Origin of the sequence: Wandonia haliotis (genome assembly GCF_039523435.1) — a bacterium.
GTDB lineage: Bacteria > Bacteroidota > Bacteroidia > Flavobacteriales_D > Crocinitomicaceae > Wandonia > Wandonia haliotis.
In genome coordinates this window covers 1,112,258-1,125,649 of sequence record NZ_BAAAFH010000003.1, presented here as the reverse complement: position 1 = coordinate 1,125,649, position 13,392 = coordinate 1,112,258, and the positions used below count along the sequence as shown (strand labels likewise).

At 40.1% G+C, this 13,392-nt stretch carries 13 protein-coding genes; 2 read left to right on the top strand and 11 right to left on the bottom strand.

Features of this window, described 5'->3' with window-relative positions:
- Positions 1-57 precede the first annotated feature (57 nt).
- The 5 genes from ABDZ97_RS05485 to ABDZ97_RS05465 all read right to left on the bottom strand — a co-directional run bounded on the left by ABDZ97_RS05485 (position 58) and on the right by ABDZ97_RS05465 (position 6,831).
- A complete protein-coding gene (locus ABDZ97_RS05485; protein WP_343785570.1) occupies positions 58-1,257 on the bottom strand; it encodes a DUF2851 family protein in 1,200 nt (399 codons plus the stop codon).
- A 95-nt stretch (positions 1,258-1,352) separates the two neighbouring features.
- A complete protein-coding gene (locus ABDZ97_RS05480) occupies positions 1,353-1,775 on the bottom strand; it encodes a hypothetical protein (RefSeq protein WP_343785569.1) in 423 nt (140 codons plus the stop codon).
- Between the two features lie 96 nt (positions 1,776-1,871).
- Positions 1,872-5,030 (bottom strand): T9SS type A sorting domain-containing protein, encoded by a 3,159-nt coding sequence (locus ABDZ97_RS05475; RefSeq protein ID WP_343785568.1) that lies wholly within the window; start codon positions 5,028-5,030, stop codon positions 1,872-1,874.
- Between the two features lie 168 nt (positions 5,031-5,198).
- Complete coding sequence (gene lipA / locus ABDZ97_RS05470; RefSeq protein WP_343785567.1) at positions 5,199-6,074, bottom strand: lipoyl synthase; 876 nt, start codon at positions 6,072-6,074, stop codon at positions 5,199-5,201.
- A gap of 7 nt (positions 6,075-6,081) precedes the next feature.
- The gene (locus ABDZ97_RS05465; RefSeq protein ID WP_343785566.1) at positions 6,082-6,831 is read right to left on the bottom strand and encodes a hypothetical protein; all 750 of its coding nucleotides are present in this window, start codon (positions 6,829-6,831) and stop codon (positions 6,082-6,084) included.
- Between the two features lie 40 nt (positions 6,832-6,871).
- Here ABDZ97_RS05465 and ABDZ97_RS05460 point away from each other — a divergent pair, with 40 nt between their 5' ends.
- Positions 6,872-7,279 (top strand): OsmC family protein, encoded by a 408-nt coding sequence (locus ABDZ97_RS05460; RefSeq protein ID WP_343785565.1) that lies wholly within the window; start codon positions 6,872-6,874, stop codon positions 7,277-7,279.
- Here ABDZ97_RS05460 and ABDZ97_RS05455 read toward each other — a convergent pair.
- From ABDZ97_RS05455 to ABDZ97_RS05445, 3 genes are read right to left on the bottom strand one after another with little or no spacing between them, the layout of a single operon-like run.
- On the bottom strand, positions 7,267-7,671 hold the full coding sequence (locus tag ABDZ97_RS05455) for a hypothetical protein (RefSeq protein WP_343785564.1): 405 nt from the start codon (positions 7,669-7,671) through the stop codon (positions 7,267-7,269). The two genes, ABDZ97_RS05460 and ABDZ97_RS05455, sit on opposite strands and share 13 nt — an antisense overlap.
- Positions 7,668-7,949, bottom strand: a complete 282-nt coding sequence (locus tag ABDZ97_RS05450; protein ID WP_343785563.1) for a DUF493 domain-containing protein — start codon at positions 7,947-7,949, stop codon at positions 7,668-7,670. The genes ABDZ97_RS05455 and ABDZ97_RS05450 overlap by 4 nt, the downstream gene beginning before the upstream one ends.
- Positions 7,946-8,527, bottom strand: coding sequence for a hypothetical protein (locus ABDZ97_RS05445; protein WP_343785562.1), 582 nt, complete (start codon positions 8,525-8,527; stop codon positions 7,946-7,948). The genes ABDZ97_RS05450 and ABDZ97_RS05445 overlap by 4 nt, the downstream gene beginning before the upstream one ends.
- Before the next feature lie 68 nt (positions 8,528-8,595).
- On the opposite strand from ABDZ97_RS05445, the gene ABDZ97_RS05440 reads away from it, so the two are divergent.
- Positions 8,596-9,240, top strand: coding sequence for an NUDIX hydrolase (locus tag ABDZ97_RS05440; protein ID WP_343785561.1), 645 nt, complete (start codon positions 8,596-8,598; stop codon positions 9,238-9,240).
- Here ABDZ97_RS05440 and ABDZ97_RS05435 read toward each other — a convergent pair.
- From ABDZ97_RS05435 to rpsO, 3 genes are all read right to left on the bottom strand, one after another.
- A complete protein-coding gene (locus tag ABDZ97_RS05435; RefSeq protein ID WP_343785560.1) occupies positions 9,237-10,733 on the bottom strand; it encodes a DUF5723 family protein in 1,497 nt (498 codons plus the stop codon). The two genes, ABDZ97_RS05440 and ABDZ97_RS05435, sit on opposite strands and share 4 nt — an antisense overlap.
- Before the next feature lie 104 nt (positions 10,734-10,837).
- Positions 10,838-12,967 carry a polyribonucleotide nucleotidyltransferase gene (locus ABDZ97_RS05430; RefSeq protein WP_343785558.1) on the bottom strand — a complete coding sequence of 710 codons (2,130 nt, stop codon included), beginning with the start codon at positions 12,965-12,967 and terminating at the stop codon, positions 10,838-10,840.
- A gap of 82 nt (positions 12,968-13,049) precedes the next feature.
- Positions 13,050-13,319, bottom strand: a complete 270-nt coding sequence (rpsO, locus tag ABDZ97_RS05425) for a 30S ribosomal protein S15 (protein ID WP_343785557.1) — start codon at positions 13,317-13,319, stop codon at positions 13,050-13,052.
- Positions 13,320-13,392 lie beyond the last annotated feature (73 nt).

The following is a 13,392-nucleotide window of genomic DNA, read 5'->3' as shown; positions in this document are numbered from 1 at the left end:
AAGTACTAACCCCAAAGGATCTCATCTCAAAAAAGAACAATATCTTTTGAATTAATCTCATGCACTCATCAATTTCTTTCCTCTACTACAGAGGGTACACTTTTTACTACTGCAATAATACGAATTTAACTCCAAAATTGCTTGTGTATCAGCTGCTGTTTTAGGCTGTACCCCCATTCCTTTATACAAATCAATGATTCTATTTTTCTCTGGTTTCCAATCTTCCAGATACGTGAAAACAAAATCCATCCAACTATCCTCTCCTGAATTTAACCCCTTCAGATAAGCATAAGGAATCAATGCATTTATTGCAATAGTACTAATAAGGAAATCTGAATATCCCTGCTTGTCTTTCAATTCCTGTAGAAATAGATATATCCTTTCACTGTATGAATGCGGTGTTGTGGCAGTAATCAGAAGTAACAGTGATCGTCTGTCCTTCATTAATTCAATCAATTGCATTATTCTATTTCTGGGCTGATTCAGAGGGCGGACTGCTTTTGTATTCCAATGCTCCGGCACTAATGTATTCGTTGCGTAGGATGCAATTTTCTTGACCACTATCTCATCTACTTCTTCAGCTTCAAAAAGACCAGATATCTTTTTCAGATAGAATTCAATATACTCCGGTTTATTACTCCAACGATCTAATAAATTCCAATTTACTACTTCTGCTAAAGTTGCAAAGGCATCTTTATTCTTCTTGCTACCAAAAGCTATAAAAATCAATCGCTGAAGGATTTCTTTATTCGATTTGTTTCTAAAATCAGAATGACTTGTTTTTCTAAACAGACGTTCATTTACCAAGCGGTCGCGCATAAATTGAAATTCTTCATCAAATCCTGACGAGTCATATATTGAACAGGGGATCTTAACTGATGCTTCCTGCAGCTCTTTATATCTTTTGATGATAGCCGGGTGCAGATATTTATGTACTTCCAAACAAGGGATTTCTTCTACTGTATTATGTACCGGTCTATCTTCCTCAAGTACAACATGTAGAATCACATTATTATACCTTTTATCATGTTGATGATTATGCCGGAACCAATCCGAGGATTTTAGATGTATCTCTACACTTCCGATCCACAGTACATTATCGATTCTGATCTTTGCCAGTAAAAAATCAGGACCATTATCCTTATTCAAGACTCCCACCGAAAGAATATCCAAATTCTTTCCGTCTGTTGTTTTTTCTCCGTTCTTGGGTATTAAATGAGACTTCCAAAGGAAGTGTAACAAGTCTTCTTTTATCATTTCAGGTTGGTTAGGTGAATTATAAAGTTATAAAAAAATACTTTACTTTCACCTCACCACTTTTCCTTCAAATGGAAAAGCCCCCATCAACGGGCTTAGGCTGCAAGGCTTCTTTTCGACCCTAATTTATACCCCAGGTATGCCATAGGAATATACGCTAATACAAGATCCGTAATACTAAACCAAAGTGGTGATGGCAACATAATTACGGCAGCTATTCCTGCAGCCAAAAAGGCAAACCCAACAACCATCGCTAACGAAAGCTTTCGTGTAGCAGCAATCATTGCAGCCAAAAGAGCACCAACAAAAGTTCCCAAAGCATGTGCTAAAAACGGCATCAGAAAATGTTTAAACTCGAACTCAAGCATAGCCGTTTTTAACCCTTCCATTGTAGTGACATCAGCACCTTCCGGGGGAGCAACAATCAGATGACTAAATGTAATGATTGTCATATTTACCACTCCACCGATAAGTAATCCCAAAACAATAGAAAGGATATTTCTGATTCCTTTATTCATAATTATACTCTTTTAGAGTTAAATATACAAAAAAGCTTTGATCACAAATAAAAAAGGGCAGCCGATTGGCTGCCCTTCAAAAGGAATAAGAAGTATCTATTGTTTGATGAACTTCGCCGACTCCACTCTGTCACCCGCTCTCATACGAATGATATAAGTTCCGTTAGCAAGCTCATTTACGCCAAACTGAACATTATGCTTACCTGCAATCATATCTGATTTGGTAATTCTCTTCATTAGGCGACCCGAAATTGAATATACATCAATGTACACATCTTGTTTACTATTCAATTCGAAAGAAATTGTACCGTTCATATTCATTGGATTCGGGTACACATTAATTGTCGATTTATGAGCCTCTGGTCCTTTGAAGTAATCTGCGTCATCCGGTAAACTCAAAACTGTTTCCGAAGCGAACATTCCACGACCAAATGTAGAAATATAGATCTCACCCGGACGGAAACATCCTTCCTGACCTTCTCTCCAGTTTTGCTTGATTCGTGTTACAGGAACTTCTCCGAAACCTTCAGAAGAATAGGTCCATGAAGAACCTCCGTTATCTGTAAACCAAAGACCGAAGTCTGTTCCAACCAAAATAAGGTTTTCGTCTGCACGATCTACTAACACATCATAACATACAACGTTACTAGATAAGTTTCCTGAAATATTTACAAAAGAACCTGTACCTGTTGCAGTTCCATCAATATCAGCAGTTGTAGATTCGAACACTCGTCCGCCTCCAGTTCCTGAACGTGCAATAATAACGTGCCCAGGATCTCTTGGATCTACTGATAATCCGGAAACAGAACCGTTGAAAATTCTTGTAGCTGTAATTGCCGGAGCTCCACCACCTTTTCGAAGGTCTGTTCTGTCAAGGAAATCTTCTTCTGTCGAATACACATCTCTTAAACCATCTATACGGAATACACCTGATGATGTAGCCACATACATGTGCTCAAGGTTTGCAGAGAACTCAATTTCTCCAACGTTCCCCATTGAACCTATACCAGTAACAATCTGAGACCATTTTGGATTTGACGAAGCCAAACGCAATGCATCTCGGGTTGCGTACAACTCTCCACCGTTTCTAGAAGTATACGTTACAAAAATTGACTGGAAAGGATCCTGTATATGCAATGTATCCCAAGAAACAGCCAACTCAAACTGAGCTTCTTCCAGGTCGATGATCTTACCTGTTACAGGGTGCTGACCAAAATAACGATCGTATGGCTGCACACTCTCCACAACTATTGTATCATTTGAAGCAGCTCCAAAATCAACAAGAAGTGAATCTCCGATTGCAGGAGGAACATTACCTGAAGCTGTTGGGAAAGGAGTATAATCCAAATCATAAAGTGGATAGATAGCTCCGCTTATTGCATCTGTAATTTTATAATCGGTCATTGTAAGACTCGGCTCAAAATGCACCGTATCATCAAAATAAACATCATTTGGAAGCGTATATCGAATAGTATCTCCTGTTGCCAAACTAGGAACTTTGATCTCTGTTCCTGCAGTATAGTCAGCTCTTGGGAAGAAAAGAACTGAATCTTTCGAGTTAGGATCAAGGAACTCACCTAATGATAGCATTGTTCTGAACGGGAAATTAGAGTTTCCGATTCCAGGAGTACCATATCCTACATAATCAGGGATAAACTGTGTAAATGACTGTCCCATATCCCCTGATCTTCTTACTTGTCCGTAATAAACAGATCCAAACATTACTTTTGGATTGTAGAAAGAAATTGCAGCGTCAAATCCATCACCTCCCAAAGCTTCACGGAACTCCATTGGGTAAGCATTATTTTTACTATTATAGATCGTACCGTTATCCTGCGTTCCTCCTAAAAGACGACCACTACCATCGTGCGCCAAAGAATAGAACTGAACTGTATTATATCCTCTGTTTGAAGGATAGAATGTAGCTCCTAAATCATCAGAAATACCGATACCACCATCATTTCCTATGTACATTCTGTTTTGAGAATCGAAAACGATATCATGGTTATCCGCGTGAACATAACTTGGGGACCATTCTGCTGCAAACCATAATGAAAGTTGTTGCCAACCTCCTGTCACAGGTGCACTTGTAGCAAGTTGCCACTCATACAGGTCTACACCTCCAAGAATCAAACGATCATAATCCGTCGGATCTGTTTTAACAACACTGTTATAAATCCCCTGACCTGTTCCGTAGAAGTTCACCTGAGAAGACTCATCGTTCGTTCCCGGTGCAATTTGAGACCAGTTTCTACCACTATCCGATGAACGGAAAACTCCTCCTGTATATGCGTTTGTTCCTGCAGCATAACAAATATATTCTCCGTTTACTCGCTGAGGAGAAATCGTGAATTCAAAACGAGAACCTGATCCGGAAGGAATAGTTGCTCCTGAAGCACTTCCAGAAACCTGTGTAAAGTTCTGCCCACCATCTGTAGACACCATTACTCTTGCTCCGGTACTATAAAACGCAATGATAACTTGTCCGTCTTTTGACATTTCAACTTCTGAACAGCTACCATTTGGCAAGCCCTGAGCTGCACCTAAGCTGGTAACACTAGCATCACCGATTGTCCACTTTTGTAGCCCCTGACCAGGTCCACAAAAGAAGATTGTATTATTATTTCCTGAAGAAACCAATTCTCCGATATTCGCACTTGAAGTTCCGGGAACCTGTGTCCATCCTGAAGAACCTGTTGTTTTGTACCATACTCCTCGTCCTCCTACGAATGACGATTCTGAGAAATCACGAGAGTCTCCCGTCCCTACAAATACAGTTCCGTTTGCTGTCTGACACATTGAGGTAATAAACATAAATGCATCCCAGTCAGTAACCCGGTGCCAACGGCTTCCTTTATTGAATGTTTCAAAAAGTCCTCCGGACACTGATGCTGCGTACAAGTGATTCTCGTCCTGCTGATCAACAAGGATCGCACGAGTTCGTCCCCCTACATTTTCAGGTCCCTGTTCGTTCCAGTCGAATCCTGAAACTTTTGGCTGAAATGAGGCTATCATTCTTGCCTCTCTAAGACCTTGCTGAAACTGCTCAGTCGTCATCATTTCACCCGTTTCGGAGTTTATGTGATGTTCCTTCCACCACTGATTAAACCCATCAATTTTCTTACTCTCTGATGCAGCAGTAAGGGAGACCGATTCATAGCCGGAATCCTCAGTTTTTAAACCTGAGACCATAACTCCGGCAACAGCCACCGCAGCAAGAGAAACGGTACCCAAAATCAACTTGTTTCGCTTCATAACTTCGTTATTTCCTTTTTATAATTCTTAAAGCAGGTGCCAATTTAGTAATTATTTTTTACACGAATTACTAAACACGACCGTGTTTTTTACTTCTTAATTAAGTAAAATTACAAAAAAACACTTCCAGCTTAAAACTAAGCTCTGTAAAAATACGGTTATCTTATACTAGTCTAAATCAAAAATATGCTTTTCAGCATGATAAGAAGATCGCACAAGAGGACCACTCTCTACGTACCGGAATCCCATTTTCAGTCCTACCTCTTTATATTCCGCAAACCGTTCAGGAGTGATAAATTCAGCAACAGGTAAATGTTTTGGTGTTGGTTGTAAATACTGCCCCAATGTCAGAATATCAACCCCAACACTTCTGAGATCCTCCATCGCTTCCAGGACTTCTTCGTGCGTTTCTCCCAGCCCCAACATAACACCTGATTTTGTCCGCATCCCTCCTTTTTTCAAACGAAATAATACCTCAAGACTCCGATCGTATTTTGCCTGAATACGCACTTGTTTTGTCAGTCTTCGTACTGTTTCAAGATTATGAGAAACAATCTCCGGAGCAACATCAATTATATTCTGAAGGTTTTCCCATTTACCCGCAAAATCGGGAATTAATGTCTCTAAGGTAGTCCCGGGAGACTGGTGTCTGATCGCACGCACAGTCTGTGCCCAGATTTCCGAACCACCATCTTTTAAATCATCCCTGTCTACGGAGGTAAGAACTGCATGTTTAACCCCCATCAACTTCACCGAATTGGCTACTCTTCCCGGCTCAAAAGGATCCGCTTCAAGTGGCTTTCCTGTTACCACAGCACAAAACCCACATGACCGGGTACAGATGTTTCCAAGGATCATAAATGTAGCTGTTCCTTCTCCCCAGCATTCTCCCATGTTCGGGCAACTTCCCGACTCACATATTGTATGTAATTTATGTTCATCTACAATATTGCGAACATTTCGGTAACTCTCTCCGGTAGGAAGTTTTACCCTTAACCATTTCGGTTTCGCAATCTTTGTTCTTTTTGTTTCCTTTACTTCCATTACCTCTCTACATTAGTCGTTTTCCCAGCACAATATTTGCGTACAGTGCCGGATAAATAAACGTATTAGATGAATTGTACATTATCGGGATTTTCTGAACATACACATCCAGCAACCCTCCTAATTCAACTCCCCAAATAAACTCTCTTTTAGCACTCAGGTCAAAATAAAATCCAAACTTAGAAAACAGTCCTGCTGTAATTTTACTATCACCTAATCCTTTAAACCAGTTACTTCTCCCAAAAATATTTTCCGGATGATGGTTTTCAGGATCATACCGTTCTTCTATAGTTATGAATTCGTTTGTTTCCGAATCAAATTTTTTAATTTTCAAATACACCGGCTTCATTAACGTCAGTGAAATACCTACTCCCCAAATCAGGTTAATTTCCACTCCCTGATGTCTTGTCTTTTCAAAAAGAACCCTTTTCCCTCCATAGAATGGTCGGACTGCAACAACAGAATTCATTTTACCATAATAATAGCCTTTCGACTTTTCAAATGAAGACGAGAAAGATTTGGTCTCTTTCGGGTGCCTGATGTTTGTTATTCGGACACCAAAAGAATGTTTGTATCTGTAATTCTTTTGTTTATGATACTGTACTCCAATCCCCCAACCGTGTGTGGCAAATGTTACACCTCCATACACTTCTCTTCTCATCAGCCCCTCCCCTTTCTCATCTAACGGCAACTGACCGAAAGATAAAACAGGTGATAAAATGAGAATAAAAAACACTATTTTTAGCGAACATTTCATCGTTTAATTTAACAAAGTTAACCAATAATAGTTTATCGTCATGAAGGCAACGGCAAAAGTAGTATACGAAGGAAATTTACGCACGCAATGTACACATATGCAATCGGGTTCTGTTATTCAGACGGATGCCCCGACAGATAATAATGGTAAGGGAGAAGCTTTCTCTCCGACAGACTTGTTAGCAACCTCTCTTATCACCTGCATGCAAACTATCGTTGGTATATTTTGCCAAAATCACTCCATTCCTTTTTCTCATTGCGAAGGTACTGTGGAAAAAGTAATGTACTCAGATCCAAGACGAGTAGGCGAATTACATGTAAATCTTGATTTCAGTGAAAACAAATGGGATGAAAAAACCCAGAAGAAAGTTCAAAAAGCGGCTGAAGCCTGTCCGGTGGCTAAAAGTATTCATCCGGACATCAAACTCACTTTTACTTATTTATTCTGATTATTCCGAACGCGCAATAGCTTTTCGATACGTTGATTATCTGTTATCACAGTATAATAATAATCCCCGTCTGTTAACTGGGCGGTGTCAACTTTGAATTGATGACCTCCCGGCTTGCATATCCCCTTGTAGATCGATACAAGCTTTTCCCCTGAGGGATTACTGATAAAGAACTCAATCTCTTTATTTTTAAAAACTTCGAAATATAAAGTGATCTCTCCTGAAGCCGCATACTTTTCATACGAAAGAAGCGTTACATAATTCTCCTTAGGAATATAATTGCGACTCCACTTCCTAACCAGGTACCGATACCCGATATAGAATAACAATATACCCAACGTGGCATATAAAAAGTAAATGGAATACTGCATCCAGTCAACAGCTAATATCATAATGTAATTACTCCTTTAATTTCTGATGATTTTTCGTAGATCGTTATTACTTCTTCCGGTGAAGTCATCGTCTCTCTTACCGTAACAGAAGTATAATTTCCATTAGCGGAAGGATGCATAACCATCTCATTTTCTCCACTAAATAAAGCTGAAACTCTACTGATGATTTCCGGTTCGTTTGGCATAATAAATTTGAATAAATACACCATTGGCCATTCCTCATTTCTGAGCTTTTCCAACAAGCCCTGAAACACGTTATTATTACTATTCTCGCTCATTCTAAATAATTCAGCAACAAAGTTAATCGTTTCAATTCGTTTTGAAGTATATCCGGCAGTTGATTCTTACTTCTACTTAATTCTTCTACTCTATCCCTACCCTTTACCTGCTGTAACCCCTCAAGCAAAAGCATCGGATCATTTTCTTTAGACACAAAAATTCCCTCTGCTTCTTCTTTTGTGAAAATAGTAGCAAACTGCTTACAAAATTTCTTTTCCCAATTCATCCATTCTTTTACAAGATGAACAATCTGTTCACCGGAACCTGAGGACATAATCAACAACTTATAATTATTCCTGATTTGCATCAACTTCGAATAGTCCTTTCCCCACTCCCCCGTAAACTCCGTTTCATTTAATTTGTTTTCCGGCACCCGAAAAATTTCTAATTCCCCGAAAAGCAAGAGAGCTGCCTCATGCTTTCCCTGCAAATCAATGGCTTTTTTCAAGAATAGTTTCGGAACTGCAGGTCGTGTTGTCAGTTGCTTTTTTACCTCGAACAGAATTTCCTCATACATCTCCTGCGGATCGGTATCTTCCGGACAGTTAAATAAAATTTTGGCACGTTCCACATCCATATTCCAAAAGTAGGACTTAATTTGTATCGGACGTCTCTGCCACCTGTTTTTAATGTATATTTGATTTCATGAACGACAGAAGTATTCAGGAGTTATGCCGACTAATCCGGTCGGGGAATCTGCCGGGAGAAACAGCTCACAAAGATATGATCCCTTTTCGTCCGCTCACTTCCGAATTATTACCCAAAGCTTCTGATTACAGAGAGAGTAGTGTAGCCATTCTTCTTTACAAGGAAGACAGTCTGTGGAAGTCAGTTCTTATTGAACGTCCGACTTATGAGGGCGTCCACTCCGGACAAATTGCATTTCCGGGAGGGAAACGGGATTTGACAGATAAAAATCTTATTACGACGGCCCTACGTGAAATGCAGGAGGAAATCGGATTCCATGATGCTGCTATTCATTTCATCGGTCAGCTCAGTCCCGTTTATATACCGGTAAGTAAGTTTCTTGTATATCCACATGTATTCATTACAGAAAAGCAGTACCCTGTTTTCACGCCGGATGCCCGGGAAGTTCATGAAATCATTCCTTTTAATCTGGAAGAAATCATTGTTCCCGACAATCTCATATCCACCACTGTCGAAGCTCAGGCAGGTATTCGGATAAAAAATGTCCCCGCTTTTTCTATTTCAGGAAAAATCGTCTGGGGAGCGACCTGCCTTATTGTAAACGAACTTAAGATGTGTATCGAAACCTCCACCGGTTATTAGAATCGAATTCGAGCAAAACCAAATGCCGCAGAAATTGAATTGGCATCTTTGAGGAAGAAAACCAGTGCATCGCGTGATGCAAATCCAAATTCATACGCTCCGCCTTTCAAAATAAAATTAATCCCAACCGGTATATGTGCTTTGTAGTTTCCTCCACCATAAAAACCTAAGCTTAATTGTAACCACTTTAAAGGACGAATATCTCCCCCCAGTGCCCAGACAGGATTTTTAATACTTCCCGGAGAATCCCTGTTAAAAGGAGCTACTACATCAATTCCTACATGAAGCAATTCTTTAAATTTATAACTTGCCCCCAAACGTATGGTAGCCGGATTATTAACAACGTATTTTCTCTGTCCTTCCGCTTGTACCAACCCTCCGTCAGATAGCAACTGATTTACACTTTGTGTAACATTAAAATCTTCCAAGCCATTAAGCCGAACAGAAGAAACAAGTGTATCTTTTATTGTGTACACATTTCTGTTGTATGTCACAGCACCGATATTATTTACAGCTGCTGCCACTGTAAACACCTTCAGAAACTTGGCGCTCAGCGCAAAATCCAGACCATATCCGGCACCAACCATTGATGGCATATTCCCTGAACTAGTATAGGCTGATGGGTTGGAAGCCGCTGCTGCCCCGAAATCAATTCCGTATGAAGGGGAGGTAGATGAATGGAATCGAACGGTGTTTCCATCCGATTCAAAATCTGTCATTGCCATTGATTGTATGAAACGCGCTCCGACTCCGGCATATAAAGCAAAAGAGGAGTCACTTCCGAAAAGTTTTCTCCCATAACCGATGTTATACTCCCGGTTCCACACGAACTTAACTCTGGAGCCGTCTGTCAGTTCCGAAACTCTCAGAGGATTAGATGCCGTTCCTTCAATCACCGCATTCAATGTATCCTGTGAATAGTTTCCGTTTGCAATCCGGGAAGTATCTGAACCAAAAACAATCGTCAAAGAATCAAAATAGTTGGATAGTGAACCTCTGAAGAGGATATCTGTTGTAGTCTCGTTAAATTTGGACTGAAATTGGTATCTCTCTCGCACTGAAATGGCTATTCCACCAAATTTTTCACTCTGGAAAGAATATCCCAACCAGTTATAATCAAAATTCAAATGAAAATCGGATTCTACAAAACGTGCCGCAGCTTCTCTTTTCTCGTCCCAATTGAACCCTGATTTGTCATTCTTAAAAGCAGCGTCCCAAATATCCTGAAACGTGTTTTTCAATCCCTCTTTTGTAAGTTGAGGAGAATACATACCCAGAGAAAATTCGGTTGTTCCAATTGTACTTCTCTTACCCGAGTATCCTGTTCCGTATCCTAATGCAGAAACATTAATCCCCAACGATTGATAATCCGTAAGAAAAGTTGTTGCCACCCCTTTTCCCACTGCCGTGTAGGCGCTGTATTCTGTCTGGGCATTGAGAAATGGTAAAAATGAAAAACAAACTAAAAATGTAAGTAGTGATTTCCTGTTCATACGTTTTAAATTGGTTTACCAAACTTATCGATTTCAACCCTACGACGCAAAAAAAATCCCCGCAATTTAACTGCAGGGATCTTTTCTGTTTATTTTTCAGCTTATTACGCTTTCTTTTCGGGCTTTGGAAGAAGCACTTTTCTGGAAAGTTTCCATTTTTTTGTTTTAGGATCTCTTCCAACAACTTTGAATTCAAGAAGGTCTCCTTCTTTTGCAAAGTCTTCCATTTTTTCAATCTTGTCGTGATTGAATTCAGAAATGTGAATTAGTCCATCTGTTCCGGGAAGAATTTCCACAAATACTCCGTATGCCTGAACAGATTTCACTTTTCCTTTATACGTTTCTCCTTCTTCCACTGTAGGAGGGAAAGCGATCAATCGGATTCGCTTAACTGCTTCTGCCATATCATCAGCATTATTCGAAAGAATCTGAACGTTACCTTCTCCGCTCTCCAACTCTTCGATAGTAATCGTCGTATTTGTTTCTTTCTGAAGTGCCTGTATGATTTTACCTCCAGGACCTATTATTGCTCCAATCATATCATTCGGAACTTTGAAGGCCTCTATTCTTGGTGTATATGGCTTAAGATCTGTATTTGGCTCCGCAATTGTTTCCGTAATCTTATTAAGAATATGAAGTCGTCCTGCTTTCGCTTGCTCCAATGCCTGAATAAGGATTTCGTATGGAAGACCATCTACTTTGATATCCATCTGACAAGCAGTAATACCTTTAGCTGTACCAGTCACTTTGAAGTCCATATCTCCAAGATGATCCTCATCTCCAAGAATATCTGAAAGAACAACAAACTTTCCTTCATCAGCAACCAATCCCATGGCAATACCTGAAACAGGTGCTGTAATCGGAACCCCACCGTCCATTAACGCAAGTGTTCCGGCACAAACAGTAGCCATAGATGAAGAACCATTTGACTCAAGGATATCAGACACCAATCGAATGGTATAAGGGAATTCTTGTGGCAACACTAATTTCAAAGCTCGCAATGCAAGGTTTCCGTGACCGATCTCACGACGTGAAGTCCCTCTCAATGGTCTGGCTTCTCCTGTAGAGAATGGTGGAAAATTATAGTGTAACATGAAGTTCTCCGTTCCCTTGAAGATTACACCATCAATCATTTGCTCATCCATTTTACCTCCCAGGGTAAGAGTTGTTAACGATTGAGTTTCTCCACGTGTGAACACTGCTGAACCATGTACTCTTGGCAAGTAATCTACTTCACTCCAGATTGGGCGAATCTCGTCAAATTTACGTCCATCCAGGCGCTTTCCTTCGTGAACCATTACCGAACGAACTGCTTTCTTCTTTACTTCAGAGAAATATGTTGAAACCAATCCTCCTACTTCTTCCAGTTCTTCTTCTGTAAACTGTCCTTCCAGTTCTTCTTTAATAGCAGAGAACAGTTCGGATCTTTTCGCTTTATCAGCCAATCCCTGACGAGCTACTTCTTTACACTTATCCATAGCGAAGTCGTATACTTTTGTGCGTACTTCTTCGTCATGTGTTTCGTGAGAGTATTCTCTTTTTGGATTTGCTCCTTCTACTTCAGCAGCAAGATCCAACTGGAACTGACACTGTTCTTTAATTGCAGCGTGCCCTATTTTGATCGCTTCCACCATCTCAATTTCTGAAATTTCGTGGAACTCTCCCTCGATCATATTCACGTCTTTCATCGTACCTGCAATCATCATATCAACATCCGACTCCTTCATCTGAGAAATAGTCGGATTGATAATCCATTCTCCGTTGATACGTCCGATACGCACCTCAGACATAGGTCCGTTAAAAGGGATATCAGATATAGCAATTGCTGCTGAAGCAGCAAGACCACATAGTGCATCCGGGTTATTCTCCTCGTCAAAAGACAACAACTGAATCATCACCTGTACTTCTGCATGGTAATCATCCGGGAAAAGCGGACGCAATGCGCGATCCACTAATCGCATAACCAGGATTTCTGCTTCAGAAGGACGTGCCTCACGACGGAAAAAACCACCAGGAAATCTTCCTGCTGCAGAATATTTTTCTCTATAATCTACTGTAAGTGGAAGGAAGTCTATTCCTTCTTTTGCATCAGGAGCAGAGACTACTGTAGCCAGCAGCATCGTATCTCCCATTCTGACAACAACAGACCCATCTGCCTGTTTTGCCAGTTTTCCTGTCTCCACGGATATCTCTTTACCTCCGGTGACAATTGATTTTCTCATTCCTATATTCATATTCTTTATTTACTTTTTAAAAACAAAGGGGACAGTCGAACTGAATCGATTGCCCCCTCTTCCAATAAGTTTCGCCAGGTTATTAACGACGTAGTCCTAACTCCTTAACGATATTTCTATATCTTTCGATATCTTTTTTCTTCAAATAATCCAACAAGCTTCTTCTTTTACCAACAAGAAGTTGAAGTGCTCTTTGTGTTCCGTAATCTTTACGGTTCTTTTTCAAGTGCTCTGTCAAATGACTGATTCTGTATGAGAACAATGCGATTTGACCTTCTGCAGAACCTGTATTTGTTTCTGCTCCTCCGTGCTTTGCGAAAATTTCTTTTTTCTTTTCTGAATCTAAATACATTCCAATATTCTTTAAATAATTTTTATGTAGCCTTCCACACCCGGAAAGACGCGGCAAAGATACACTATTTTTT

Coding starts and splice junctions, on each gene's coding strand:
- rpsO (WP_343785557.1), bottom strand. CDS start 13,319: ATGTATTTAGATTCAGAAAAGAAAAAAGAAATTTTCGCAAAGCACGGA.
- ABDZ97_RS05480 (WP_343785569.1), bottom strand. CDS start 1,775: ATGAATAAAGGAATCAGAAATATCCTTTCTATTGTTTTGGGATTACTT.
- ABDZ97_RS05450 (WP_343785563.1), bottom strand. CDS start 7,949: ATGAGCGAGAATAGTAATAATAACGTGTTTCAGGGCTTGTTGGAAAAG.
- ABDZ97_RS05460 (WP_343785565.1), top strand. CDS start 6,872: ATGAAGGCAACGGCAAAAGTAGTATACGAAGGAAATTTACGCACGCAA.
- ABDZ97_RS05430 (WP_343785558.1), bottom strand. CDS start 12,967: ATGAATATAGGAATGAGAAAATCAATTGTCACCGGAGGTAAAGAGATA.
- ABDZ97_RS05475 (WP_343785568.1), bottom strand. CDS start 5,030: ATGAAGCGAAACAAGTTGATTTTGGGTACCGTTTCTCTTGCTGCGGTG.
- lipA (WP_343785567.1), bottom strand. CDS start 6,074: ATGGAAGTAAAGGAAACAAAAAGAACAAAGATTGCGAAACCGAAATGG.
- ABDZ97_RS05455 (WP_343785564.1), bottom strand. CDS start 7,671: ATGATATTAGCTGTTGACTGGATGCAGTATTCCATTTACTTTTTATAT.
- ABDZ97_RS05445 (WP_343785562.1), bottom strand. CDS start 8,527: ATGGATGTGGAACGTGCCAAAATTTTATTTAACTGTCCGGAAGATACC.
- ABDZ97_RS05465 (WP_343785566.1), bottom strand. CDS start 6,831: ATGAAATGTTCGCTAAAAATAGTGTTTTTTATTCTCATTTTATCACCT.
- ABDZ97_RS05435 (WP_343785560.1), bottom strand. CDS start 10,733: ATGAACAGGAAATCACTACTTACATTTTTAGTTTGTTTTTCATTTTTA.
- ABDZ97_RS05485 (WP_343785570.1), bottom strand. CDS start 1,257: ATGATAAAAGAAGACTTGTTACACTTCCTTTGGAAGTCTCATTTAATA.
- ABDZ97_RS05440 (WP_343785561.1), top strand. CDS start 8,596: ATGAACGACAGAAGTATTCAGGAGTTATGCCGACTAATCCGGTCGGGG.